Annotated in this window: 23 protein-coding genes; 14 read left to right on the top strand and 9 right to left on the bottom strand. The window is 62.0% G+C overall.

Annotated features, from left to right (window positions below):
* Window positions 1-40: 40 nt before the first annotated feature.
* Window positions 41-646 carry an outer membrane beta-barrel protein gene (locus tag OZ911_RS22220; RefSeq protein ID WP_016488681.1) on the bottom strand — a complete coding sequence of 202 codons (606 nt, stop codon included), beginning with the start codon at window positions 644-646 and terminating at the stop codon, window positions 41-43.
* A 129-nt stretch (window positions 647-775) separates the two neighbouring features.
* On the opposite strand from OZ911_RS22220, the gene OZ911_RS22225 reads away from it, so the two are divergent.
* Both OZ911_RS22225 and OZ911_RS22230 read left to right on the top strand, forming a co-directional pair.
* The gene (locus OZ911_RS22225) at window positions 776-1570 is read left to right on the top strand and encodes a dienelactone hydrolase family protein (protein ID WP_016488682.1); all 795 of its coding nucleotides are present in this window, start codon (window positions 776-778) and stop codon (window positions 1568-1570) included.
* Window positions 1571-1694: 124 nt separating this feature from the next.
* On the top strand, window positions 1695-2396 hold the full coding sequence (locus OZ911_RS22230) for a 4'-phosphopantetheinyl transferase family protein (protein WP_016488683.1): 702 nt from the start codon (window positions 1695-1697) through the stop codon (window positions 2394-2396).
* A 3-nt stretch (window positions 2397-2399) separates the two neighbouring features.
* Here OZ911_RS22230 and OZ911_RS22235 read toward each other — a convergent pair whose 3' ends face one another.
* Together OZ911_RS22235 and OZ911_RS22240 are read right to left on the bottom strand one after the other, a co-directional pair.
* Window positions 2400-4007 carry an ATP-binding protein gene (locus OZ911_RS22235; RefSeq protein ID WP_016488684.1) on the bottom strand — a complete coding sequence of 536 codons (1608 nt, stop codon included), beginning with the start codon at window positions 4005-4007 and terminating at the stop codon, window positions 2400-2402.
* On the bottom strand, window positions 4004-4702 hold the full coding sequence (locus OZ911_RS22240; protein ID WP_016488685.1) for a response regulator: 699 nt from the start codon (window positions 4700-4702) through the stop codon (window positions 4004-4006). The genes OZ911_RS22235 and OZ911_RS22240 overlap by 4 nt, the downstream gene beginning before the upstream one ends.
* A gap of 769 nt (window positions 4703-5471) precedes the next feature.
* On the opposite strand from OZ911_RS22240, the gene OZ911_RS22245 reads away from it, so the two are divergent.
* From OZ911_RS22245 to OZ911_RS22255, 3 genes are all read left to right on the top strand, one after another.
* Entirely contained in the window at window positions 5472-8351 is a 2880-nt protein-coding gene (locus OZ911_RS22245; protein ID WP_016488686.1) for a ribonucleoside-diphosphate reductase subunit alpha, read from the top strand.
* 139 nt (window positions 8352-8490) lie between these two features.
* Window positions 8491-8625: a hypothetical protein gene (locus OZ911_RS22250; protein ID WP_023048542.1), complete on the top strand. Its 135-nt coding sequence runs from the start codon at window positions 8491-8493 to the stop codon at window positions 8623-8625.
* A gap of 505 nt (window positions 8626-9130) precedes the next feature.
* Complete coding sequence (locus OZ911_RS22255; protein ID WP_016488688.1) at window positions 9131-10381, top strand: ribonucleotide-diphosphate reductase subunit beta; 1251 nt, start codon at window positions 9131-9133, stop codon at window positions 10379-10381.
* Between the two features lie 86 nt (window positions 10382-10467).
* On the opposite strand, the gene OZ911_RS22260 is transcribed toward OZ911_RS22255, so the two are convergent.
* A complete protein-coding gene (locus OZ911_RS22260; protein ID WP_134792775.1) occupies window positions 10468-10941 on the bottom strand; it encodes a hypothetical protein in 474 nt (157 codons plus the stop codon).
* Window positions 10942-11365: 424 nt separating this feature from the next.
* Here OZ911_RS22260 and OZ911_RS22265 point away from each other — a divergent pair, with 424 nt between their 5' ends.
* On the top strand, window positions 11366-11902 hold the full coding sequence (locus OZ911_RS22265) for a BRO-N domain-containing protein (protein ID WP_023047835.1): 537 nt from the start codon (window positions 11366-11368) through the stop codon (window positions 11900-11902).
* Window positions 11903-12203: 301 nt separating this feature from the next.
* Here OZ911_RS22265 and OZ911_RS22270 read toward each other — a convergent pair whose 3' ends face one another.
* The gene (locus tag OZ911_RS22270; protein ID WP_023047836.1) at window positions 12204-12491 is read right to left on the bottom strand and encodes a type II toxin-antitoxin system RelE family toxin; all 288 of its coding nucleotides are present in this window, start codon (window positions 12489-12491) and stop codon (window positions 12204-12206) included.
* A complete protein-coding gene (locus OZ911_RS22275; RefSeq protein ID WP_023047837.1) occupies window positions 12481-12720 on the bottom strand; it encodes a type II toxin-antitoxin system RelB/DinJ family antitoxin in 240 nt (79 codons plus the stop codon). Before OZ911_RS22275 ends, OZ911_RS22270 begins: the two co-directional genes overlap by 11 nt.
* 719 nt (window positions 12721-13439) lie before the next feature.
* Here OZ911_RS22275 and OZ911_RS22280 point away from each other — a divergent pair.
* The 8 genes from OZ911_RS22280 to OZ911_RS22315 all read left to right on the top strand — a co-directional run bounded on the left by OZ911_RS22280 (window position 13440) and on the right by OZ911_RS22315 (window position 21513).
* Window positions 13440-14678, top strand: coding sequence for an OprD family porin (locus tag OZ911_RS22280; protein WP_004577198.1), 1239 nt, complete (start codon window positions 13440-13442; stop codon window positions 14676-14678).
* A 238-nt stretch (window positions 14679-14916) separates the two neighbouring features.
* Window positions 14917-15723: an NAD-dependent epimerase/dehydratase family protein gene (locus OZ911_RS22285; protein WP_023047838.1), complete on the top strand. Its 807-nt coding sequence runs from the start codon at window positions 14917-14919 to the stop codon at window positions 15721-15723.
* Between the two features lie 25 nt (window positions 15724-15748).
* Window positions 15749-16630 (top strand): glucurono-1,5-lactonase, encoded by an 882-nt coding sequence (locus OZ911_RS22290; RefSeq protein ID WP_016488690.1) that lies wholly within the window; start codon window positions 15749-15751, stop codon window positions 16628-16630.
* A 64-nt stretch (window positions 16631-16694) separates the two neighbouring features.
* The gene (locus OZ911_RS22295; protein WP_016488691.1) at window positions 16695-17666 is read left to right on the top strand and encodes a TRAP transporter substrate-binding protein; all 972 of its coding nucleotides are present in this window, start codon (window positions 16695-16697) and stop codon (window positions 17664-17666) included.
* A gap of 66 nt (window positions 17667-17732) precedes the next feature.
* A complete protein-coding gene (locus OZ911_RS22300; RefSeq protein WP_003254832.1) occupies window positions 17733-18260 on the top strand; it encodes a TRAP transporter small permease in 528 nt (175 codons plus the stop codon).
* On the top strand, window positions 18261-19541 hold the full coding sequence (locus tag OZ911_RS22305) for a TRAP transporter large permease (protein ID WP_016488692.1): 1281 nt from the start codon (window positions 18261-18263) through the stop codon (window positions 19539-19541). It begins immediately after the preceding gene.
* A 154-nt stretch (window positions 19542-19695) separates the two neighbouring features.
* Window positions 19696-20619 (top strand): EamA family transporter, encoded by a 924-nt coding sequence (locus OZ911_RS22310; RefSeq protein WP_016488693.1) that lies wholly within the window; start codon window positions 19696-19698, stop codon window positions 20617-20619.
* A gap of 24 nt (window positions 20620-20643) precedes the next feature.
* Window positions 20644-21513, top strand: coding sequence for an aldose 1-epimerase (locus OZ911_RS22315; RefSeq protein WP_016488694.1), 870 nt, complete (start codon window positions 20644-20646; stop codon window positions 21511-21513).
* Window positions 21514-21646: 133 nt separating this feature from the next.
* On the opposite strand, the gene OZ911_RS22320 is transcribed toward OZ911_RS22315, so the two are convergent.
* From OZ911_RS22320 to OZ911_RS22330, 3 genes are all read right to left on the bottom strand, one after another.
* Complete coding sequence (locus tag OZ911_RS22320) at window positions 21647-22942, bottom strand: MFS transporter (protein ID WP_016488695.1); 1296 nt, start codon at window positions 22940-22942, stop codon at window positions 21647-21649.
* A gap of 157 nt (window positions 22943-23099) precedes the next feature.
* Window positions 23100-23996 carry a LysR family transcriptional regulator gene (locus OZ911_RS22325; RefSeq protein ID WP_070086852.1) on the bottom strand — a complete coding sequence of 299 codons (897 nt, stop codon included), beginning with the start codon at window positions 23994-23996 and terminating at the stop codon, window positions 23100-23102.
* 88 nt (window positions 23997-24084) lie between these two features.
* Window positions 24085-26121 (bottom strand): pyridoxamine 5'-phosphate oxidase family protein, encoded by a 2037-nt coding sequence (locus OZ911_RS22330; RefSeq protein ID WP_016488697.1) that lies wholly within the window; start codon window positions 26119-26121, stop codon window positions 24085-24087.
* Between the last annotated feature and the right edge of the window lie 5 nt (window positions 26122-26126).

The raw sequence follows: 26126 nt of genomic DNA on the forward strand, positions 1-26126 counted from the left end.
AGCCGCAAAAGGGCCGGTACAGGATAACGCGGCTCGCGCGTCAGAACTTGTAGCTTGCGGCCAGATAAGTCTGCGCACTGCTGGTCAGGCGCAGGGTGCCGTCCTTGGGCCCGCCATGCGCGCCCACTTCCGTCGCGGCATTGGTGCGCAGGTAACGATAGCCCAGCTCCACCGAAGCCTTGTCGGTGATGTCCTGGATCACGCCGGCCTGCAGGCCGTAGGCATAACCGTAGTCGGTATCCCGGCTGGCCCCGGGCGAGTCCTGGGTGAGCTTGGTCATGCCCAGGCTGCCACCGCCGAACAGTTTGGTGGTATCGCCCACCGGCAGGAACAAGTCGTAGCTGCCCAGCAGGTTTTCCTGGCGCAACTTCAGGCCACTGTGGTCGCCTGAAACGTTGTCATAAGTCATGTAGTAGCGGCCCTGGTCGTTGATCTTGCCCACACGTACACCCCAGGTGTCGTCCTTGCCGATGATGCCATCGGCGTTGAGCTGGTCAGTGTTGCGCTGCAGCAGGCCGGATTTGCGAACCTTGTCGCTGGTCTGGCCGTAGGTCAGGCTGGCGAAGTTGTCGTCGGCGGCCTGGGCAGTGGTGATGCCAGCGGCACAGACGGCCATGGCGGCAAGCAGGGTGTTGAAGGTTTTCATGGCTGGATACTCCAGTTGGGTGCGCTGTTTCGGTCTGGAAGCTAGAGTAAGGAAGGCACCCTGAACCGTGACTGAACCCTGGCTGAACACCGGCTGAACGAACTGTCTGCAAGACAAGGAGTAGTAAAGATGCGTGCCCTGCTGGCCCTGACCCTGATGTGCAGCGCCGCCCTCGCCCAGGCGGCAATAGTGACCCGCGAGATCCCCTATCAGGACGCCGAGGGCAAGCGCTTGATCGGCTACTACGCCTATGATGATGCAGTCCAAGGCAAGCGTCCGGGCATCGTCGTGGTGCATGAATGGTGGGGGCTGAATGACTATGCCAAGCGCCGCGCCCGTGACCTCGCGGCCTTGGGTTACAGTGCGCTGGCCATCGACATGTATGGCGATGGCAAGCAGACCGAACATCCGCAGGATGCCCAAGCGTTCATGGCCGAAGCGATGAAAGACCCGGCGGCGGCCGCCAAGCGCTTCGACGCCGGCCTGAAACTGCTGGAACTACAGCCTTACACCGATAAGAGCAGTTTAGGTGCCGTCGGTTACTGCTTCGGCGGCAAGGTGGTGCTCGATGCAGCACGACGCGGCGTGGACAAGCTCGATGCAGTGGTGAGCTTCCACGGTGCACTGGCCACACAGACGCCGGCCCAGGCTGGCAAGGTGAAGGCCTATGTACTGGTCGAGCACGGCGCCGCAGACAGCATGGTCACCCAAGAGCAGGTCAATGCGTTCAAAGCGGAAATGGACGCCGCCAAGGTCAACTACCAGTTCGTCAACATTCCGGGGGCCAAGCATGGCTTCACCAACCCGGATGCCGACCGCTTGAGCCATGGTGAGCATGGCGGACCGGACATAGGCTACAACAAGGCTGCGGACGAGAGCTCATGGGCGGATATGCAGGCGTTCTTCAAGCAGGTGTTCAAATAAGGATTAGCGCAAACCTCAAGCGCTGCGCAACACCTGTGGGAGCTGGCTTGCCGGCGATGGGCTGCGCAGCAGCCCCCTGCTGTTCCACCTCCCACACCGCCGCTGCGGCTGGCACAATAGCCCCATGAACATTCTCCCCGCCTGCTGCGCCCCGCTCCAGCACCACTGGCCCCTGCCCCGCCCGCTGCCCGGCGCGGTGCTGGTCAGTTGCGCCTTCGACCCTGCCCGCCTGGCACCCGACGACTTCCAGCGCGCCGGGCTCGTGCCCAGCGCCAGCCTGCAGCGCTCGGTGGCCAAGCGCCAGGCTGAGTACCTGGCCGGTCGCGTATGCGCGCGCGCCGCGCTGCAGGGCCTGGACGGTCGCGACTACGTGCCTGGCACCCATGAGGACCGCTCGCCGATCTGGCCGGCGGGTATCCATGGCTCGATCACCCACGGTAAGGGCTGGGCCGCCGCCGTGGTCGCCGCCGAGCGCAGCTGCCAAGGCTTGGGCCTGGATCAGGAGGCCTTGCTGGATGACGAGCGCGCCGAGCGGCTGATGGCCGAAATCCTCACCCCGCCCGAGCTCGAACGCCTGGACCGCCGCCAGCTCGGCCTGACGGTCACCCTGACCTTCTCGCTGAAGGAAAGCCTGTTCAAGACCCTCTACCCGCTGACCCGCCAGCGCTTCTATTTCGAGCATGCCGAAGTGATCGACTGGTCCACCGAAGGCCTGGCTCAGCTGCGCCTGCTCACCGACCTGTCGCCGCAGTGGCGCCATGGCACAGTGTTGCAGGGCCAGTTCTGCCTGCAGGACGGCCACCTGCTCAGCCTGGTCAGCGTCTGACCTTCACAGTGGCGCCTGCTGCCGTGGCCAGTTAAGGCTGAAGCAGGCGCCACCCAGCGCTTCGCTGCGCCCCACCGTCGCACGGCCCGTGTGCCAGTAGATGATTCGCCGCACGATCGACAGGCCCAGGCCGTGCCCACCCGAAGCACGGGCGCGACTGTCGTCCAGTCGGGTGAACGGGGTGAAGATGCGGTCCCAGAAGCCCTCGGGGATCCCGGGGCCGTCATCTTCGACATCAATACGGCACCGCTGCTGCCCCAACTGGTAGCTCACGCGCACCTCAGACGCCGCATGGCGCATGGCGTTACTGACCAGGTTCTGCAACGCCCGGTGCAAGTAGCGCGGCTCGGCCTCGACCCAGGCGCCTTCGGCATCCGCGCCCTGGCAATCGCCGCGCACTACCCGTACCTCGGCACGCAACGGCGCCAGCTCTTCGACTACCCGCGCGAGCAAGACGTCCAGGTCGACCCGCTGAAACTTCAAGGCCGGCGCGCCTTGCTCCAGGCGGGCGTAGGTCAGCATTTCGTCGACGAGCTTGTCGAGGTCCTGAATATCTCCGTCCATGCCCGCCAGGTGCTTGGCCCGCGCCTGTTCGGTGGCGGCACTTTCGATCATCTCCAGCCCAAAGCGCAGGCGCGCAACGGGCGTGCGCAACTCGTGGGATACCGCCCGCACCAGCTCGCGCTGCATGGTCAGCGAGCGCTGAAGGTGCTCGGCCATACCATTGAAGGCGGCAGCCAGGCGCCCTACCGAGTCGGCGTCACCGGCGGGCACACGGGTGTCCAGGCTGCCTTGGGCGATGCGTGTGGCGGCAATCTCAAGGCCCGACACACGGCGCTCCAACTGGCGTACCAGCAGGTAGACCACCAGACCGATCAGGCACAGGCCGAGAAAGGTAATCAGGACCAGCAACTGCGGCGGATACGGGTTTAGCTGGTACAACGGGCCGATTTCCAGTACCCAGGGCGAGCCCGCCAGCCCAGCAAACACACGAATCGAGTCGCCATCCTTGCCCAGCGCCATGACCGTATCGCCCTCCTCTACCCGGCGCCGCTGGTCATCGTCCAGGCTTACCCGTTCGATGCGCTGCAGGGCGACGCCAAAACCGAAGCCCTTTTCCTGCTTGATCTGTGCCAGCCGCTGCTGCTGCTCGGTGATCGGGTAGCGCACCAGTTCATCGGCCAACAGGTACAGCGTGGCCCGCGCCAGTTGCTCGCTTATCTGTTTGATCTGCGCCACCAGCATCAGGTCTTCGTGGCCAACCTTGCGCAGCACTTGCGCCGCATGCGGGCCAGTCTTTTCGACCACCACCAGGCCGCGGTACAGGCGCGCCCGCTGGCCACCGTCGAGGCTGCGCGCCGTCATCGGTTGCAGCGCCAGCGGCACGCCGAGCAGTCGCTCCCAGATCAGCAGCGAGCGCTTGCGTTCGGTTGCATTCTGCTGTGCCAGGTTGTCAGCCATCAGGCTGAAGGTGCCCTGTGCCAGTCCCTCCCGGTGCTGGGCAGCGCGCACTTCATTCACCAGGTGCAGGCTGAGCACGCCGAGCAGGGCAACCAGCACCAGCACAGCCAGCATGCCGCCGTAGATGCGCAAAAAGATCGAGTTGTTCATGGTGCCTCGCCGACAAACAGGTAGCCTTTGCTGCGCAGGGTCTTGATCAGCCGTGGCTGAAGCGGGTCATCGCCGATCTTGGGGCGGATTTTCGAGATACGTATGTCGATGGAGCGGTCCTGGCCGTCGTAACCGACGCCACGCAACGCGGTGAAGATCTGTTCGCGGGTCAGTACCCGCCCGGCGTTGCTGGCCAGCAGCCAGAGCAGGTCGAATTCGGCACCGGTCAGCTCGATCAGCTGGTCACCCAGGCGCGCTTCACGCAGGCGGTTGTCGATACGCAGGGCGCCAAAGGCCAGGCCCTGGCGCTTGCTGTCCACGGCTTCGCTGCGGCGCAGCAGAGCCTGGATACGCGCCAGCAGCAGGCGTGGGCGTACGGGTTTGCAAACGTAGTCGTCGGCCCCAAGGTCCAGGCCTTGGACCTGGTCGAGTTCGTCACTGCGTGCGGTAAGCATGAGAATCGGGCCAGGGTACTGGTTGCGCACCCGGCGGCAGATGCTCAGGCCGTCCTCACCGGGCAGCATGAGGTCGAGGATGACCAGATCGGGCTGGCTGTCGACGATGCGCCGCGCGGCCCGGGCGCCATCGCCCTCCACCGCGACCTCGAAGCCGTTGGCCTGCAGGTACTCGGCGGTGAGCTCGGCCAGGCGCTGGTCGTCTTCGACGATGAGGATGCGGGGTACGGGGTGGTCCATGGCTTTGGCCTTGTTGTTCTTGGGATCGTGTAAGGGCAGCTGAGAGTATGGCTGTAGATGGGTGGCGCCTGCGAGACCAAGCGCCGCCCGCTCGCGATGCGCCGCGCGGGCGGCGCTCGATCTCCCAGGCACCCCAGATCTTCAGACATGCAATACCGCCCCCCTGAACTGAACCGTTTTTTGTGACAGGTATCCCGCCCGAAAAAAACTGCCCAAGGGCGTCACCACGCAGAAAAATACTGCAAACCACTTGGCACAAGGCCTACAGCGAATACCCACCATTCACACACAAAGTACGCACAAGTTATCCACAGGCGCTCGCCTTGCAAAGCCCCCAATACCGCATTATCTTGTATCCCGAACGCAGCGAACCACTACATATAGGGTTTCGTGCAAAATCACACACAAAAGTCAACCCGCAAAATCAAGCGATTTTACGAGCTGAACTTCAGGTGATTTCAGCAGCCAAACCGCTCCTGCGGAGGCGACCGAGGCAAGCCCCTCCAGGGCCTTGTTCGGGTATGGGTGTTGCAGGCCAGCCCTGGCATCCATCAGCAACAGTTTTTGGGCCCTGCCCAAAACCTTTGACTTCGGCCAGGGAGCGGCAAGCTATTGCCCCTTATTCCTGAGTCTGTCCCGAAGTCGGTACGCCCGTGCGGGCGGATGCGCATGCATTGCGCATCCCCCGCCGGGTCATCGAGCAAGTGGACGGAACGGTGGGCGCCCAAAAGGCGCCTGAACAATATAGAAACTGTGGAGACACCCACCCATGCAAACCGACACAACTCGCGAGAACCCGCAGGCCAAGGTGCCGCAGGCCGCCGATTCCAACCAGGATCTGGCCGCCACCGCCCCTGGCCAACTGCGCGTGATCAAGCGTAACGGCACTGTCGTCCCTTACACCGACGACAAGATCACCGTTGCCATCACCAAGGCGTTCCTCGCAGTTGAAGGCGGCACCGCCGCCGCTTCGTCGCGCATCCACGACACCGTTGCGCGCCTGACCGAGCAGGTCACCGCCACGTTCAAACGTCGCATGCCATCGGGTGGTACCATCCACATCGAAGAAATCCAGGACCAGGTAGAACTGGCCCTGATGCGCGCCGGCGAGCAGAAAGTCGCCCGCGACTACGTGATCTACCGCGACCAGCGCGCCAAGGAGCGCGCCACCCGCGCCAACACCGACGCCGTGGTCGAGCCGCACCCAAGCATCCGCATTACACTGGCTGACGGTAGCCTGGCGCCGCTCGACATGGCCCGCCTGAACACCATCATCAGCGAAGCCTGTGAAGGCCTGGCCGAAGTCGATGGCGACCTGATCCAGCGCGAAACCCTGAAGAACCTGTACGACGGCGTCGCCATCAAGGACGTCAACACCGCCCTTGTGATGACCGCCCGTACCCTGGTCGAGCGCGAGCCGAACTACTCGTTCGTGACCGCCCGTCTGCTGATGGACACCCTGCGTGCCGAAGGCCTGGGCTTCCTCAGCGTTGCCGACAGCGCCACCCACCACGAGATGGCTGACCTGTACGCCAAGGCCCTGCCGGCCTACATCGCCAAAGGTATCGAGTTCGAGCTGCTGAACCCGGCCCTGGCCGACTTCGACCTGGAAAAACTGGGCAAGGCGATCAACCACGAGCGCGACCAGCAGTTCACCTACCTGGGCCTGCAGACCCTGTACGACCGCTACTTCATCCACAAGGATGGCGTACGCTTCGAGCTGCCGCAGGTATTCTTCATGCGCGTGGCCATGGGCCTGGCGCTGGAAGAGAAAGACAAGGAAGCCCGTGCGATCGAGTTCTACAACCTGTTGTCGTCCTTCGACTACATGGCCTCGACCCCGACCTTGTTCAACGCCGGTACCCTGCGCCCGCAGCTGTCCAGCTGCTACCTGACCACCGTGCCGGACGACCTGTCGGGCATCTACCACGCGATCCACGACAACGCCATGCTGTCGAAATTCGCCGGTGGCCTGGGCAACGACTGGACCCCGGTGCGTGCACTGGGCTCCTACATCAAGGGCACCAACGGCAAGTCGCAGGGCGTTGTACCGTTCCTGAAAGTGGTCAACGACACCGCCGTTGCCGTCAACCAGGGTGGCAAGCGCAAAGGCGCCGTGTGTGCCTACCTGGAAACCTGGCACCTGGACATCGAAGAGTTCATCGAGCTGCGCAAGAACACCGGTGATGACCGCCGTCGTACCCACGACATGAACACCGCCAACTGGATCCCTGACCTGTTCATGAAGCGCGTCTTCGATGACGGCAAGTGGACCCTGTTCTCGCCTTCGGAAGTGCCAGACCTGCACGACCTGACCGGCAAGGCCTTCGAAGAGCGCTACGAGTACTACGAAGCCCTGACCGAGTACAACAAGATCAAGGTGTTCAAGACCATCCAGGCCAAAGACCTGTGGCGCAAGATGCTGTCGATGCTGTTCGAGACCGGCCACCCGTGGCTGACCTTCAAGGACCCGTGCAACCTGCGTTCGCCGCAGCAGCACGTGGGCGTGGTCCACAGCTCGAACCTGTGCACCGAGATCACCTTGAACACCAACAAGGACGAGATCGCGGTCTGCAACCTGGGCTCGATCAACCTGCCGAACCACATCGTTGACGGCAAGCTGGACACTGCCAAGCTGCAACGGACCGTGAACACCGCCGTGCGCATGCTCGACAACGTGATCGACATCAACTACTACTCGGTGCCGCAGGCGCGTAACTCGAACCTCAAGCACCGCCCGGTCGGCCTGGGCATCATGGGCTTCCAGGACGCACTGTACCTGCAGCACATCGCCTACGGCTCCGACGCTGCCGTCGAGTTCGCCGACAAGTCGATGGAAGCGGTCAGCTACTACGCGATCCAGGCATCCTGCGACCTGGCCGACGAGCGTGGCGCCTACGAGACCTTCCAGGGTTCGCTGTGGTCCAAAGGCATCCTGCCGCTGGACTCGCAACAGATCCTGATCGAAGCCCGTGGCCAGAAGTACATCGACGTCGACCTGAACGAGACCCTGGACTGGGCGCCGGTGCGTGCCCGCGTGCAAAAAGGTATTCGTAACTCGAACATCATGGCCATCGCGCCAACCGCGACCATCGCCAACATCACCGGCGTGTCGCAGTCGATCGAGCCGACCTACCAGAACCTGTACGTGAAATCGAACCTGTCGGGCGAGTTCACCGTGATCAACCCGTACCTGGTCCGCGACCTGAAGGCCCGCGGCCTGTGGGACTCGGTCATGATCAACGACCTGAAGTACTACGACGGTTCGGTGCAGCAGATCGAGCGTATCCCGCAAGAGCTCAAAGACCTGTACGCCACCGCGTTCGAAGTCGAGACCAAGTGGATTGTCGACGCAGCTTCCCGTCGCCAGAAGTGGATCGACCAGGCTCAGTCGCTGAACCTGTACATCGCTGGCGCCTCGGGCAAGAAGCTGGACGTGACCTACCGCATGGCCTGGTACCGTGGTCTGAAAACCACCTACTACCTCCGTGCCCTGGCTGCAACCAGCACCGAGAAGTCGACCATCAACACCGGCAAGCTCAACGCCGTTTCCAGCGGTGGCGACAGCGCCCCGGTCCAGGCAGCCGGCCCAGCGCCAGTGCCGAAGGCCTGCGCGATCGACGAGCCTGACTGCGAAGCCTGCCAGTAAGGCCTGAATGCCGCGCGGGGTGCCTACGGGCGCCCCGCGCGGCATTTTTGTATCCGCGTCCCTGAGAAGCCCTGCCCTTTTCCCGCTGCGTACGCGGTTCGGTAAAAGGACAAGACCTCCCTATAAAGGACGCAAGCCCATGGCGCGGAAAAAAGTGGCAACTACTCGCAAGATTGGTCGTAATGCTGAAACCGGTCGTTTTACCTCGGTCGAAGAAGCTCGCAAGCAGCCCAAGACACACATTGTCGAAACGCTGCACACCCACCGCAGCTAGTGTTGCCTGACCGGGCCTCATCGCCGGCAAGCCAGCTCCCACAGGTAGTGCATCGCCCTGCAGCCGGGCGCGCTGCCAGTGGGCGCTGGCTTGCCGGCGATGAAGCCGGCACACACAACATAAGCCCATAAAACACTATATGGTGTGCCTGTAAATTTAAACTGGCACAAGATATAGGTTGGCGCTACACTCTCCCCCCGTAGAAGAACACAGCCATTTCGTGAACGGACGCACGCAAACCCGGTCGAAAAAGTTACCCTCGCCCGCAAGACATGCGCCCCGATCGAAGGCGAATTCCGGTATACTTTGCGCCCTCTGAAAAGAGCGCCATTCATTGTCCTGGCCCCTCCCCGAGGCCTGGCCAGGTACAAGCCAGAACACATTCAGATGTAAACGAGAGTCAGCCTCTCGAGCTGTCCATTCGCCGTTACGGCCTTGCGTCAGGCATCACATTCTTTAAATCCAACCGGTTGCCCCAGGGCGACCCTCAAGCAGGAGCCAAACCATGCTGAGCTGGGACGAATTCGACAAAGAAGACGGCGAAGTAGCCGCCAAAGGCAACACCCCTGCGCAGGCCGCTGCCGCCGCCACCCTCGACAAGCTCGACAGCGCCGGTGGTGCCGCCGCCCTGGAAGCCCGTGCGGCCACCGCTTCTGACTCCGATGCCGTCAAACGTGCCAAGGCTGCCCTCGACGCCCTCGACGTTGCCGAAGGCCTGGCCGAGCTGGAAGGCTCCTCGGCCCGCGTTGCCGTAGATGAAAAGCGCATGATCAACTGCCGCGCCGACCTCAACCAGCTGGTACCGTTCAAGTACGACTGGGCCTGGCAGAAGTACCTGGACGGCTGCGCCAACCACTGGATGCCGCAAGAGGTCAACATGACCGCCGACATCGCCCTGTGGAAGAGCCAGGACGGCCTGACCGAAGACGAGCGCCGCATCGTCATGCGTAACCTGGGCTTCTTCTCCACCGCCGACTCGCTGGTTGCCAACAACCTGGCCCTGGCCGTGTACCGCCTGATCACCAACCCGGAGTGCCGCCAGTACATCCTGCGCCAGGCCTTCGAAGAGGCGATCCACACCCACGCCTACCAGTACTGCATCGAGTCGCTGGGCATGGATGAAGGCGAAATCTTCAACATGTACCACGAGATCCCGTCGGTCGCTAAAAAAGCCGCCTGGGGCCTGAAGTACACCCGCGCCATCTCCGACCCGGAATTCAACACCGGCACCGTCGAAACCGACAAAGAGCTGCTGCGCAACCTGATCGCCTACTACTGCGTACTGGAAGGCATCTTCTTCTACTGCGGCTTCACCCAGATCCTGTCCATGGGCCGCCGCAACAAGATGACCGGCGTTGCCGAGCAGTTCCAGTACATCCTGCGTGACGAGTCGATGCACCTGAACTTCGGTATCGACGTGATCAACCAGATCAAGATCGAAAACCCGCACCTGTGGGACGCGGCGATGAAGGAAGAAGCGACCCAGATGATCCTGCAAGGGACCCAGCTGGAGATCGAATACGCCCGTGACACCATGCCACGCGGCGTACTGGGCATGAACGCGGCGATGATGGAGGACTACCTCAAGTTCATCGCCAACCGTCGTTTGACCCAGATTGGCCTGAAGGAAGAGTATCCAGGGACTACCAACCCGTTCCCGTGGATGAGCGAGATCATGGACTTGAAGAAAGAGAAGAACTTCTTTGAGACGCGTGTGATTGAGTATCAGACTGGTGGGGCGTTGAGCTGGGACTGATCGTCCGGGCTGAGCATCAAGGAGGCTGCCAATTGGCAGCCTTTTTATTGGCACTTCCGAAAACTCGAAAAACACCAGAACTCACTTCACCAGGCACGCCGCTTAATCCATTTATCCTTGATATACTTTGACGCAAACTCAACCTCAGGAAACATGGTGCGAGAGTTTATATTTAACGCATCCAACTGCTTAACAATCGACCACTTCTTGTCAGCCGGCACAATTATTTTCCTAATATTAAACCCAACTGACTTTTCCAGACCCTTGTACTTCAATAAGCCAGCAGCTATAAAAGCGCCTGACTGGGCTATTACTCGTCTATTATTTTTAGCAGGGTATACAAAAAAATACTTGAACAAATCCTCAGGCTTAGCCGAGTCTAGAAAGTACGGCTTTTCGATTCTAACAAACTGGGTGAGGCGCTTCATGGCAGCAAGCGCTCTAAAACCCTCTACATCATCTGAGCGCTCATCAAAATCGATAATAGAATTTTTCTCAACCTCAGAGAGCCTAGCTAAATTACAAACCAAACTGATGGAATCACTATCTGAAAAGTTCACGCGAACATTTCGAAAATCGCATATTCTGCGTCGCCCTGAAGCCCACGCATGACTGATGGTTTCAGATCCCAACTAAGATCAGCCTGACCCCGATAACAACGAACCGAGTTCCGATGCTTAGAACCGAGCCCAAAGACCTCATTCAAATAGGAGCTTACATCATTGACCCAGATATCATCACCATCCAACCGTCCTTAACTAACCTATAGAAATCGTTGTAACTTCGTCAATTCCATTGCTGATAGAAAATTCACCTCGAACAGCGAAGCCAAGCAATATCACAAAGCCATCATTGGCGCCAGATCCATCACTCAATTGACTGCTGGGCTTTTTTTCATTAGCTTCCAATCACGCGCTTAAGAACGCACACGCAGCGGAATTCCGTTCCCGTTAGCAACGGCTCTCCAATTCAGGATGGCCAAACATGGACAGTCTCAAGACACCTACACTCTTCACCCGCCACAACCGCCCTCTCCACACCCTCTGGCTCGAATCCCAAGCCTGGTTCTGCGCTCACGAACTCGGCCGGCTGAGCGGGCACTTCTTCGACGAACACTGCATGCGTAAGCTCGACCCGGACCAGTATCGCAGTGTGCAGCTGCTGCGCTATGGCAAGTACCAGGAGACCACCATGGTCAGCGAGTCCGGGGCCTATACCTTGCTAGCGCATCACCATGTGCCGGAGAACCGCCATTTGCGCCGGTGGCTGACACATGAGGTGGTGGCGGTGCTGCGTGATGCTCAGGCTGAAGGGGTGGACGATGGGCCGCGGCTGGGGCATATGTGCTGGCCTGGTGGACGAAGCGCGACTTTATTGTATTGGCAGAGTGAGCCTTGGGTGAGGATGCGGGATATGCCGGTGGTGCTGGCTGGGGAAGTGGAGCTGCCGGGGCCGGTGGAGAAGCGCAAATTGAGTTGGCGGGAGTGTGCGCAGCGGGCGCTGCGGATGCATGGGGTTTAGCGAGCAATTTTGCCTGTGCAGGCCTCTTCGCGGGTGAACCCGCTCCCACAGAGACCGCGGTTTGCTGAAGTTACTTGGCAAGCCGGTCCAGCCGACTTGGCCATGAGCAATCTGGGCTGACGGGGGACGTGTGGGAGCAGGTTCATCGAGGCGTGGAACCGCCGCGAACACCGGCGAAGCCGGTGCCATACACCGAGTCGGATTCTTCGCGGGCATGCCCGCTCCCCCAGAAGTAGAGCTCTAGCTTTGAGGCGGTGATTTGCGTTGAGATTGCGACCTGGGACCGCCAAATCCTTGAAGCCTACTCAAGTCGCTCAGCAGCCTTTTTGTAAGCTTGGTCTCTTTCACGGCGATCGACAGCGACGACAAAAACCACGACCTCTTGGTCAATGACCTGATAGACCAGCCTAAACCCGCTGCTGCGAAGCTTTATCTTGTAGCAATCCGGCAGCGAGTGAAGGCGGTTTGCCTCGATTCGAGGGTTTAGCAGGACCTCTGCCAGTTTCTTCTTGAACTGCTGACGCACGGTATCGCCCAGCTTCTTCCACTCTTTCAATGCGCGGGCATCGAAGTCGAGGCTATAGGTCATCCAGCTGGACCCTCACGCGCTGCGCAGAAGCAAGTCGCTCTTGTACGGTAGCAATGAGGTCTTCATCTTCCTCGGTCATCAGGACTGGCCTGAAGGGTAGCTTGCCCCGCTCAGCGACATATTGCAGAGCCTGTCGCATGAGTTCGGAGGGGGTTACACCGAGGCGCTCGAGCTCTTTGTAGGCGCGGGCTTTGAGATCATCGTCGACGCGGATGTTGATGGAAGCCATGACTTGGCCCTCATGTAAAGACGATTGTCATTACAATGCACTGATCTTGGTGATTCTGCAATGGTGGATTGTTTGCCGGGGCCGCTGTGCGGCCCTTTCGCGACACAAGGCCGCTCCTACAGGGAATCGCGTAGCAGGGGAGATTTGCCAAGGTAGCTGGCGGCCATGGCGCCAGGGAGCGCTCGATATCAGTCGGGGAGCATTGCGAAAAAGGAAGAGGCCCCGCCCACGCCGACAGGAGGGGTTCGGCACCAACGAGGATGCCGGGACTGGACATGCCAGTCTACGTGGTCGAGGGCGAGGCCAGATCTGAAGATAGCGCGGGCTAACGGCAGGGTCCACAGCCAATCGGATTTGATGTGTAAACCATATCCCGCGTACGGCGCGTGGAATGCAGCAACCAGGACCCTACCTGCTCAGCTATCAGCCGTTGACAGCTCACCTCTCACTTGCTAATAATCGCCCACAGTTGTACGACAACACATAACAAAAACAACAATCAGTGGACGATCCCATGTCGACACCCATCCCGCTCTACCCACAACTGTTGCATACCCCTCTTCGCCCGGCCAGCTCGCGTACACCTGCCGGTACGTAGCGCCCGGTTACTGCGCATTCATCCCTGGCCCTGACCGGCCCGTTAACTACCCGCCCCTGCCGCAGGCCGCTTGTGCGTGCCCGGTGGACGGGCTGCCACACCCTTCGGGAGCACAACAATAATGAAAATCTGCCACACCCTGCCCTTCGCCCTGCTTGGCGCCGGGGTCATCGCCGGCCTGCCGGGCACCAGCCTGGCCGCGGGCTTTGTCGAAGACAGCAAGGCCACCCTCGGGCTGCGCAACTTCTACATCAACCGCAACTTCACCAACCCCAGCAACCCGCAGAGCAAGGCCGAGGAGTGGACGCAAAGCTTCATTCTCGATGCCCGTTCGGGGTTCACCGAGGGCCCGATCGGGTTTGGCGTGGATGTGCTGGGGCTGTGGTCGGTCAAGCTCGATGGCGGTGGCGGCACCTACGGCACGGCGTTGCTGCCGCGCCATGACGATGGCAAGCCAGCAGACGACTACGGGCGCCTGGCGGTGGCGGGCAAGGCGCGTATTTCCAAGACCGAGCTGAAGATCGGTGAGTGGATGCCGGTGCTGCCGATTCTACGCTCGGACGACGGTCGCTCGTTGCCGCAGACCTTCCGTGGCGGGCAGGTGACCTCCAATGAAATCGCAGGGCTGACCCTGTACGGCGGCCAGTTCCGCGGCAACAGCCCGCGCAACGACGCCAGCATGGAAGACATGAGCTACGGCGGCGGCGTATCGGACCGTTTCAACTTCGTCGGTGGCGAGTACAAGTTCAACCAGGACCGCACGCTGGTGGGGCTGTGGAATGCGGTGCTCAAGGACGTGTACCAGCAGCAATACCTGCAACTGAGCCACAGCCAGCCGGTGGGTGACTGGACCCTGGGTGCGAACCTGGGTTACTTCCATGGCGACGAGGACGGCTCCGAGCGCGCCGGGCAGCTGGACAACAAGACCTACTCGGGGATGTTCTCGGCCAAGTACGGCGGCAGCACGTTCTGGGTGGGGCTGCAGAAAGTCGATGGTGATACCTGGATGCGGGTAAACGGCACCAGCGGTGGGACCTTGGCCAACGACAGTTACAACTCCAGCTTCGACAATGCCAACGAGCGCTCGTGGCAGGTGCGTCATGACTTCAACTTTGTGACCGTCGGAGTACCGGGGTTGACCCTGATGAACCGCTACATCAGCGGGCGCGACGTGCATAGCGGGGGCGTGACCGATGGCAAGGAGTGGGTGCGTGAGACCGAACTGGCGTACGTGATCCAGAGCGGAGCGTTCAAGGACTTGAGCGTGAAATGGCGAAATTCGTCGATTCGGCGGGATTACAGCAATAACGAGTTCGATGAGAACCGGCTGATCTTCAACTACCCGCTGTCGCTCTTGTAACCGAGAAGACCGGCACTGATTGAAATTGGGGCCGCTTTGCCCCATCGCCGGCAAGCCAGCTCCCACCAGGCCGCAGTAATTTCCAGCCAAGTGGAGTAGCTGTGGGAGCTGGCTTGCCGGCGATAGGGGCCTGACAGGCCATAAAGAGACGCAGGCCTCATTGACAACACCCGAACCCACCGCCAATAATCAGCAAAGTCATACGACAACCTACAACAATTAACAACAAGAGCCGGCCATGACCACTACCCCCCTCAATCGCCTGCTGCTCACCGGAGCCGCAGGCGGCCTGGGCAAGGTCCTTCGCGAACGCCTGCAAGGCTACGCCGAGGTCCTGCGCCTTTCCGACATCAGCGCCATGGCCCCCGCTGCGGGCCCGCATGAAGAAGTCATCACCTGTGACCTTGCCGACAAGGCTGCGGTACATGCCTTGGTCGAAGGCGTGGATGCCATCATCCACTTCGGCGGCGTGTCCACCGAACATTCCTTCGAAGACATTCTCGGCCCCAACATCTGCGGCGTGTTCCACGTCTACGAGGCGGCGCGCAAGCACGGGGTAAAGCGCATCATCTTCGCCAGCTCCAACCACACCATCGGCTTCTACCGCCAGGATGAGCGTATCGACGCCCACTCCCCGCGTCGCCCCGACAGTTACTACGGGCTGTCCAAGTGCTACGGCGAGGATGTCGCCAGTTTCTACTTCGACCGCTACGGCATCGAGACTGTCAGCATTCGCATAGGCTCGTCGTTCCCGCAGCCCCAGAACCCACGCATGCTCTGCACGTGGCTGAGCTATGACGACCTGGTGCAGCTGATCGAGCGCGGGCTTTTCACCCCCAACGTTGGCCACACCATCGTCTACGGCGCTTCCGACAACCGCACCGTGTGGTGGGACAACCGCCATGCCGAGCACCTTGGCTATGTGCCCAAGGACAGCTCCGAGCCCTTCCGCGCCGCAGTAGAAGCCCAGCCGGCGCCCGCCGCAGATGACCCGAGCATGGTCTACCAGGGCGGCGCTTTCGCCGTCGCCGGCCCGTTCGACTGACCCACGCACGCCAGGAGGCACGGCCATGAACTGTGAATTGATCGTTGACGCCCGTAACAGCACAGGCGAAAGCCCCGTGTGGCACCCAGGCGAGCAGGCCCTGTACTGGGTCGACATTCCCGCCCGCCAGCTGCACTGCTGGCAAGCGGCCGATGGCAGACACCAGGTCTGGCAGGGTGACGAGATGCTGGCCTGCATCGCCCGCAGCGGCCAGGGTTGGGTCGCCGGCATGGAAAGCGGCATCTTCCAGCTCCAGGCCAAGCCCGACGGCAGCCTTGATAGCCGCCTGCTCAGCAGCGTGCCGCACGCCCAGGCCGGCATGCGCTTCAACGATGGCCGCTGCGACCGCCAAGGCCGCTTCTGGGCCGGCACCATGCTGCTGGACATGCAGCAAGGTGCCCATGTGGGTGCGCTGTACCGCCATGATGGTGAAGGCCAGCTGCACCTGCAGCAAGACGGCATGATCGTGCCCAACGGCCTGGCTTTCAGCCCCGACGGCACGCGCATGTACCTGTCCGACTCGCACCCAAACGTGCAGAAGGTCTGGGCTTTCGACTACGACATCGACAGCGGCACGCCGCACAACAAGCGGCTGTTCGTCGACATGCGCGGCTACCCAGGGCGCCCCGATGGCGCGGCCATCGACCAGGACGGCTGCTACTGGATCTGCGGCAACGATGCTGGGCAGATCCACCGCTTCACCCCAGACGGGCGCCTCGACCGCTCGCTGAGCGTACCGGTGAAAAAGCCGGCAATGTGCGCCTTTGGCGGCGCCAACTTCGACACCCTGTACGTCACTTCCATCCGCCCAGCAGGCACAGACCTCAGCGACCAGCCCCTCGCTGGCGGGGTATTTGCCCTCAACCCTGGCACCAAGGGCCTGGAGGAACCTGCCTACCGGGGCTGACGCCCCTTGCCGCACCCACACTTGCACACACGAAACCGGATAATAAAAACCACGGAGTTTCATCATGACGTTCAAACGCAAGCTACTCCTTGCCGTACTCCCGTTTGCCTTTAGCGTGGCCATGCCTGCTTCGGCACTGGACATCAAGTTCGCCGAAATTCACCCGGCCGGCTACCCGACCGTGGTCGCCGAACAGAACATGGGCAAAAAGCTCGAGCAGGCCAGTAATGGCGACATCACCTTCAAGATGTTTGCCGGCGGTGTGCTGGGTTCGGAAAAGGAAGTGATCGAACAGGCGCAGATCGGTGCCGTGCAGATGACCCGCGTCAGCCTGGGGATCGTCGGCCCGGTGGTGCCGGATGTGAACGTGTTCAACATGCCGTTCGTGTTCCGCGACCATGATCACATGCGCAAGATCATCGACGGCGAGATCGGCCAGGAAATCCTCGACAAGATCACCAACTCCGATTTCAACCTGGTAGCCCTGGCCTGGATGGACGGCGGCTCGCGCAGCATCTATACGAAGAAGCCGGTACGCAGCCTGGAAGACCTCAAGGGCATGAAAATTCGCGTACAGGGCAACCCGCTGTTCATCGACATGATGAACGCCATGGGCGGCAACGGCATCGCCATGGACACCGGGGAAATTTTCAGCGCCCTGCAAACCGGCGTGATCGATGGCGCCGAGAACAACCCGCCTACCCTGCTTGAGCACAACCACTTCCAGAGCGCCAAGTACTACACCCTGACCGGCCACCTGATCCTGCCGGAACCGGTGGTGATGTCCAAGACCACCTGGAACAAGCTCAGCCCCGAGCAGCAGGCGTTGGTGAAAAAGGTTGCACGTGAGGCGCAGATGGAAGAACGCGCGCTGTGGGATGCCAAGTCCGCCGCCAGCGAAGAGAAGCTCAAGGCCGCAGGTGTCGAGTTCATTACCGTGGACAAAAAGCCGTTCTATGACGCCACCGCTTCGGTACGCGAGAAGTACGGCGCGCCGTACGCCGACCTGATGAAGCGTATCGACGCCGTCCAGTAATACCAGCCCCTTCCAAGACGACCTCGGCAGTGCGGCGCCCGCCGCCCTGCCGCTTTGGTGATGCCTATGAAATCGCTTTTCCTGAGCGTGAACGACACGCTGTACCGCAGCTGCATCTGGATCGCGGGCCTGTCGATCCTGGCCATGACGCTGATCATCCCGTGGGGCATCTTCGCCCGCTACGTGCTGGGCACCGGCTCCAGCTGGCCAGAGCCAGTCTCGATCCTGCTAATGGTGGTGTTCACCTTCGTTGGTGCCGCCGCCAGCTATCGCGCCGGGGCGCACATGGCGGTGGGGATGATCACCGACCGGTTGCCGCCGCTGCAGCGCCAGTTGGTCGCCCTGCTGGTACAACTGCTGATGATCGTGGTGTGCGTGTTCATGACCTATTACGGCACCCGGCTGTGCATCACCACCTGGAACCAGTCGCTGGCCTCGCTGCCCGGTGTGCGGGTGGGCATGACCTACGCGCCGATCCCGGTCGGCGGCGTGCTGACGCTGGTGTTCGTGCTGGAAAAACTCCTGCTGGGCGATCAGAGCAACCGCAAGGTCGTGCGCTTTGACCTGGTCGAAGAAAACGAAGGAGCTGCATAAATGGAAGCGTTCATTCTGTTGGGCAGTTTCATCGTGCTGATTCTGATCGGTATGCCGGTGGCCTACGCCCTGGGCCTGTCGGCGCTGATCGGCGCCTGGTGGATCGACATCCCGCTGCAAGCGATGATGATCCAGGTGGCCAGTGGGGTTAACAAGTTCTCGCTGCTGGCCATTCCGTTCTTCGTGCTGGCCGGCGCAATCATGGCCGAAGGCGGCATGTCACGACGGCTGGTGGCCTTTGCCGGGGTGCTGGTGGGCTTCGTGCGTGGCGGCCTGTCGCTGGTCAACATCATGGCCTCGACCTTCTTCGGCGCAATTTCCGGCTCGTCGGTGGCCGACACCGCCTCGGTGGGCTCTGTGCTTATCCCGGAGATGGAGCGCAAAGGTTACCCGCGTGAATTCTCAACCGCCGTGACCGTCAGTGGCTCGGTGCAGGCGCTGCTGACCCCGCCCAGTCACAACTCAGTGCTGTACTCGCTGGCGGCGGGCGGCACGGTATCCATTGCCTCGCTGTTCATGGCGGGCGTGATGCCCGGCTTGCTGCTGAGCGCGGTGATGATGGGCCTGTGCCTGATCTTCGCGAAGAAGCGCAACTACCCCAAGGGCGAAGTGATCCCGCTGCGCCAGGCGTTGAAGATTGCCGGTGAGGCGCTGTGGGGCCTGATGGCCATGGTCATCATCCTCGGCGGCATCCTGTCGGGCGTGTTCACCGCGACCGAATCGGCAGCCGTGGCGGTGGTGTGGTCATTCTTCGTGACCATGTTCATCTACCGCGACTACAAGTGGCGCGACCTGCCCAAGCTGATGCACCGCACGGTACGGACCATCTCCATCGTGATGATCCTGATCGGCTTCGCCGCCAGCTTCGGCTACGTGATGACCCTGATGCAGATCCCGTCGAAGATCACCACGGCGTTCCTGACCCTGTCGGACAACCGCTATGTGATCCTGATGTGCATCAACTTCATGCTGTTGCTGCTGGGCACGGTGATGGACATGGCGCCGCTGATCCTGATCCTTACGCCGATCCTGCTGCCGGTGATTACCGGTATTGGTGTAGACCCGGTGCACTTCGGCATGATCATGCTGGTGAACCTGGGGATCGGGCTGATAACGCCACCGGTGGGCGCCGTGCTGTTCGTGGGCTCGGCCATCGGCAAGGTGAGCATCGAGTCGACGGTGAAGGCGCTGCTGCCGTTCTACCTGGCGCTGTTCCTGGTGCTGATGGCGGTGACTTACATACCGGCCATCTCCCTGTGGCTGCCTAGCGTGGTGCTGTAACTGCAATCGGGGCCGCTCTGCGCCCCATCGCCGGCAAGCCAGCTCCCACAGGATTGTGCAGCCTTCCAGCCCTGCGCAACCCCTGTGGGAGCTGGCTTGCCGGCGATGGGCTGCAAAGCAGCCCTCTGGTTCTTTCTGCAAATGGATCCTGCACATGGCTGTTCCCTCCTCGGCTGTACCTCTATTCCCGCGCAAACTGGCCATCGCCCTGCTCGCCCTGCTGGCCTGTTCATTCGCCGGCAACCACATCGCCGCGCGCATTGCCTTCGATGACGGCACCGGCGTGCTGCTGGCGATTCTCTGCCGCTCAGGCATCACCTTGCTGGTGCTGGCCTGCCTGCTGTTGTGGCAACGCCAGGCGCTGGGCCTGCCCGCAGGCACCCGGCACTGGCAACTGCTGCTCGGCCTGCTGATCGCCACCCAAAGCCTGTGCCTGTACTCGGCGGTGGCGCGCATTCCGGTAGCCCTGGCGCTGCTGGTGGGCAACACCTTCCCGATGCTGCTGGCGCTGCTCACCTGGGCGCTGGGCGGCGCTCGCCCCACGGGCCGCACCGTGCTGTTCATGGGCCTGATCCTGTGCGGCCTGGTGCTGGCGCTGGATGTGCCGGCACGCCTGGCCGACAGCGGCGTGGCCAACCCGCACTGGGTGCCTGGGGTCAGCCTGGCCTTTGGCGCCGCCTGTGCCTTTGCCTGCGCCTTGTGGATCACCGACCACAAGCTGGCCAGCGTGCGCGGCCCCGTGCGCAGCCTGCTGACCTTGCTGATCGTGTTCTCCAGCATGCTGGTTGCAGGCGCAAGCGGCGTGATGCCGTCAGGCTTGTCACTGCCGGGCAGCAGCAGTGGCTGGGTGGCTCTGGCCTGCCTGGTGGTGCTGTATGGCCTGGCCTTCACCTTGCTGTTCGTCTGCGTACCAAAGCTGAACATGGCGCAGAACGCACCGGTGATGAACGTCGAGCCCATCGCCACACTGCTGCTGGGCTGGGCCTTGCTCGACCAGCAGCTCGGCACCCTGCAATTACTCGGCGGCGCCGTGGTGGTGTGCGGCATCGTGCTGCTCACCTACCGTCGGGCCAGTTGATTGTTCATCTGAAAGGAGCCTTGAATGGCTGTGACCGAACTGCACCTGCAGGACCGCCTGACCCGCCTGAGCCTGGCTCCGGAGCTGGGCGCCAGCCTGGTCAACTGGGAAGTGAAAGCGAGCGGGCAAGCGCTGCTGCGCCATTCCGACCTGGCCGCATTGGAAAGTGGTACGCCACGACGCCTCGCCTGCTACCCGCTGGCGCCTTGGTCCAACCGTATTGCGGAGGGTGGTTTTGCCCGGCCCGAGGGTTGGCAGCCACTGGCACCGAATACCGGGCATGACCCTTATCCGATTCATGGCAGTGCCTGGCAGCAGGCCTGGCAGGTGGAGCACCACAGCGAGCGACGCGCGCGCCTGACGCTGCACAGTGAAGTGCCGTTTGCCTACCTGGCCACGCTGGACGTGCACTTGCACGAGGGGTGCCTGAACCTGGACCTGCATGTCACCCATCTGGATGAGGCGGCAACCTGGTATGGCTTGGGGTTGCACCCTTACTTTCCGCGGTATCCCGATACCCAGCTGTATGCCACGGCACGCAAGGTGTGGCTGGCCGAGCCCGGGCGTTTGCCGTCGTACCAGGCCCAGGTGCCCGAGCAGTGGTGCTTCAATGCCTTGGGCCGTTTGCCCGAGACGGTGGTCGATCATGCCTTCAGTGGCTGGCCCGGAGAGTGTGTGATCGAACAGCCAAGCGCGGGTTATCGACTGGCGTGCAGTGCCAGCGGGGCTGAGCAATTCTTGCTGTTTTGCCCGCAGGGGCAAGGTTTTTTCTGCTTTGAACCGGTAAGCCACCCGGTCAATGCGCATCACCTGCCAGGGCGGCCGGGGTTGCGGTTGTTGCAGCGGGGGGAAGGAATGAGCCTGGGGTTCAGGATGCAGTATCGACCCCTTTGATTGTGTTGCCTTGATGGGGGCTGCTGCGCAGCCCATCGCCGGCAAGCCAGCTCCCACCCGACCGGATGCGCAGTACCTGTGGGAGCCTGGCTTGCCAGCGATGGGCCGCAAAGCGGCCCCAAATTCTCACGCCTTAAGCCAATGCCTCGGTAGCCCTCACCATTGGCTTGCTGGATACATCTCCCCGCACCTCCCGCGCCACCTTCCACACCAGCACTGCCGCCACAATATCGAACGCCGCCAGCACCACGAACAGCGGGCTGTAGCCAATCTGCGTGACAAGCACCCCGAACACCAGGGTAAACGCTGCTGCCCCCAGGTAACCGCACATGCCGCCCATGCCGGTCGCCGTGGCCACCTGGTCCTTGCTGAACGAGTCGGAAGTGATGGAGTACAGCGCCCCTGACAGCGTCTGGTGGGCAAACCCGCCAATGCACAGCAACAGGATCGCCGTGTAAGGGCTTTCCACCAGGCCGATGCAGGCCGGGCCGATCATGCAACTGGCCCCAAACACCAGGACCATCTTGCGCGAGGTGAACAACGACACCTTGAAGTAGCGGTGGAACAGCGGGCTCAGATACCCACCCAGCACACAACCTATATCGGCAGCCAGGAACGGCAGCCAGGCGAACATCGCCACTTCCTTGATGTTCATGTGCCGCTCGGTCATCAGGTACAGTGGAATCCAGGCATTGAAGGTTTGCCAGGCCGGCTCGGAGAGGATCCGCGCCGATGCGATGGCGTAGAAGTTGCGCGCCTTGAAGATGCGCTTCCACGCGCCCTTCTCGCGGCTGTCCTGTTTGAAGTGCGCTTCCTGCCCGGCCAGGATGTAGTCGCGCTCCTCATCACTCAGGCGTTTCTGGTCGCGCGGGTGCTTGTACAACAGCATCCACAGCAGGGTCCAGACGATGCCGGAGACGCCAACAATCACGAATGCCAGCTGCCAGCCACTGTGCAGAATCGCCCACACCACCAGCGGCGGTGCCAGCAAGGCGCCCAGCGATGAGCCGATATTGAACCAGCCGATCGCCACCGAGCGCTCCTTGGCCGGGAACCACTCGGTGGTTGCCTTGACCCCGGCCGGCAAGCCGGCGGCTTCGGTCATGCCCAGCAGCCCGCGCATGAAGGCCATGCTCTGCCAGCCGGTGGCCAGGGCCGCGCCAGCACAGGCCAGCGACCAGGCCATGGCGAACACGGCAAAGCCCAGCTTGGTGCCAATGAAATCAATGAACCAGCCGGCTACCGGCTGCATGAGGGCGTAGCACACCTGCCAACTGGCGACGATCTTGGCGTATTGTTCGGTACTGATGGAGAGGTCGGTCATCAAGGTGGGGGCGGCCACCGAGAGGGTGTTGCGGGCGAGGTAGTTGACGACGAGCCCAGCCGTGACAAGGCTGACCATCCACCAACGGATGCCTTTCATCTTCATGGTTCACCTGAATTTCTTGTTTTTAGACTGGCGAGCGATTGGCGCGAACACCGGCAGCGGTATTTGCGACAAATTGTTTCAGGCGAAAGAGTGCCACGTCATAGGTCGTCGTACAACACTTATTATTTCTTAATGTTTCGCCCCGTGTTGTACGACCTCAGTCCAGCTGTTGGGCCCGCAGCGCCTGCGCTAGCAGGTCGATGAAGGCCCTGACCTTGGCAGAGCCGTACTTGCTCTCGCGATGCAACACATGAATCGGCCAGGGCGCCTCCTCGTACTCCGCCAGGATCACCTGCAACTGCCCACTGGCCAGCTCATCTGCCACCTGGTACGACAACAGGCGGGCAATCCCCAGCCCGCCGCTGGCGGCAGCGATCGCCCCGTCATTGCTGGTCACCGTCAGGCGCGGCTTCATGCGCACCAGGGTTGGCTCTTCAGTCACGCCAAAGCGCCAGCCGGCACGGGGCGACAGGTTGGTGGTGCCGATCACGGCATGCCCGGCCAGGTCGGAGGGATGCTTCGGCATGCCATGGCGCGCCAGGTAGTCGGGGGACGCACACAACATGCGCCGTACCCTGCCGACCCGCAACGCCTTCAACCCGGAGTCGGGCAATGGGCCGATGCGCACGGCCACGTCCATGCCCTCCTCGACCATGTTCACCACGCGGTCGAGGAAGTAGGCAGAAACATCGACGTCCGGGTACTGCTGCAGGTAGCGGACGATACACGGCATGACAAACTTCTTGCCGAACAGAATCGGAGCGGTTACTGCCAGGTCGCCTTTGGGGGTGGCGTTAATGCCGGCGGCCGCTTCGTTGGCCTCATGGATACTGGCCAGAATATGCCGGGTGTCCTCCAGGTAGCGGCCGCCAGCTTCGGTCAACCGCACACTACGGGTAGTGCGCAGCAGCAACTTGACCCCAAGCTGGTCTTCCAGGGCACTGACGGCGCGGGTGACGGCGGCCGGGGAAATGTCCAGGCGCCGGGCAGCAGCGGCGAAGCTTTCCAGCTCACCTACCGCGACGAACACCTTCATCAGGTGGATCTGGTCCATGCGGGCTCCTGAGTATTTGGGGTGCCAGGATTATCGGATATTCGGCTGTTCTGTGCTGCCTGCCGGCGATGAGGCCAGGACAGGCATATCAGATATCCAGCACCAGCGCCTGTACCCCCTCCTCCACCTGCGCCGGCACCGCACAACAGATCAGCACCGATCCCGCCTCCGGCAGCTCTGCCGGCGGGTTCGGATAATGCACCTGGCCGCTTACCAGCCTGGTCTTGCAGGTACCGCACGACCCACCCCGGCAACTGAACTCAGGCGCAAGCCCCCGTGCCTCGGCCAGCTCCAGCAGGGTGCCGCTGCCCGGTACCCATCGCGCTTCCTTGGCCGACGCTGCGAAGTACACGGGTACTGGCTCGCTTGCCGAGGGCGGCTGTTGCCAGGTAGGTTGGCCTGCATCCGTGTGCCGCCGCAGCGTCGACGGCCCAAAGGCTTCAGCGTGAATGCGCGCATCGGGCACATGCACCGAACGCAGCCCTTCATACAGGTCCTGAGTGAAACTGCCCGGGCCGCACAGGTAGAAATCGTAGTCGTCCAGCGCCAGCGTCGCCTTGACCTGCTCGATACCCAGCCGGCCGACAAACTCATAATCCTGCCCGACCACGGCATGGTCTTCTGGCTGACTCAGGGCGCGATGAACGTGCAGCAAGCCCCCGGCCTGTTGGCGCAGGCCCGCCAGTTCCCGCCCGAATGGCAAGTCGGCGAGGCTGCGAGCACCATGGAACAAATGAATTCGCCGGGCCTGACCTTTGCTCAATTGCTCACGCAGCATGGCCAGCAACGGCGTGATCCCCACACCCGCGCCAATCAGCACAAGCGGGCGCGTACTCTGCTCATCCAGTGTGAAACTGCCCATAGGCGCGCGCACATCCAGCACATCACCTGGCTTGACGCGCTCATGCAGGTGCCGAGAGGCGGGCCCCTGCGCTTTTACGCTGATACGCAGGTAGCCATCGGACGGTGCGCTCGACAAGCTGTAGGTCCGGATCATCGCGGCCTCACCGTCGATCTGCACGTGCACCGGAATGTGTTGCCCTGGCGCAAAGGCCACACTGCTATCACTCGGCGGTTCAAGGTAGAACGAGCGGATATCGCGGCTCTCCTGCTCCACCCGCAGCACACGCCAGGCCTGCCATTGACGCTGTCGCTGGCGTTGCTGCAGGCGTGCATCTGCCTCGGCCCAGGTGCCCGTCATCAGGCTGGTCGGTGCGTACTCCTTGAACGCCCAACGCAGGGAAACCGCCGCCGGGCGCCACACTACCTGCTCCACTTCCAGCGTCCACAGCCGCTCGGCACCTTCGAAGGCCTGGATGGCCGGGCTGTCCAGCAGCACCTCGGCACGCCCGCACAGCTGCAGCACGTTGCCGTTGCTGAAGTCGATGAACAGCAAGCCGGCCCGCGGGTTCACCAACAAGTTGCCCAAGGTGTTGAAGTGCAGGTTGCCCGCGTAGTCGGGAATGATCAGCCGATTACCCTCGACCTTGACGAACCCTGGCCGGCCGCCACGGTGAGAGACATCCACAGAGCGCTGGCTGTCACCCTGCTCGACGTAGCTGGCGACAAAGAACGTGTCGGCGGCCTGGATCATGCTGACGCTTTTGGCGTCCAGCGATGTCGCATCGACACGCGCCTGGGCGGGCTCGGCGACACGGGTGTAGTCACGCAACTGGATGTACTGCGGGCAGTTGCCGAACGACTGCTCCACCCTCACCTGCAGTTGCCCTTCGGCAGCCTGGCGGATCTGCCCGTTGATGCGATTGCGCCGACGGGTGTGCAGTTCGATACCCAGCAGGCCGACCGCCTGCCCGGCTACCAGCCCCGGCGTGGCGGGGTCATCTGCTGGCAGCGTGGTGTCGATCGTCAGCACGCGAGGGTCGGGCGAACTGACGAACCCTTCCGGCCCTTCCAGCAGGGTGGCCCAAGGCCGACCCAAGGCGTCCACACTGGCGGCGACCATGAACGGCAACTGGTGATAGAAACTACGGTGCTGGTCGGGCATGTAGTCACGAATGACCTTTTGCCCGAACGCCTCCATGCGCTCTGCTACACCGGCCTTTTCCTGCAGGGTTTTCTCGCCCGCATGCCAGGGCGAGGGGCGGTGGTCCGGGGGCTGTTGCATGGTGG

The organism is Pseudomonas fortuita (assembly GCF_026898135.2).
In the GTDB taxonomy this organism is placed as follows: Bacteria; Pseudomonadota; Gammaproteobacteria; order Pseudomonadales; family Pseudomonadaceae; genus Aquipseudomonas; species Aquipseudomonas fortuita.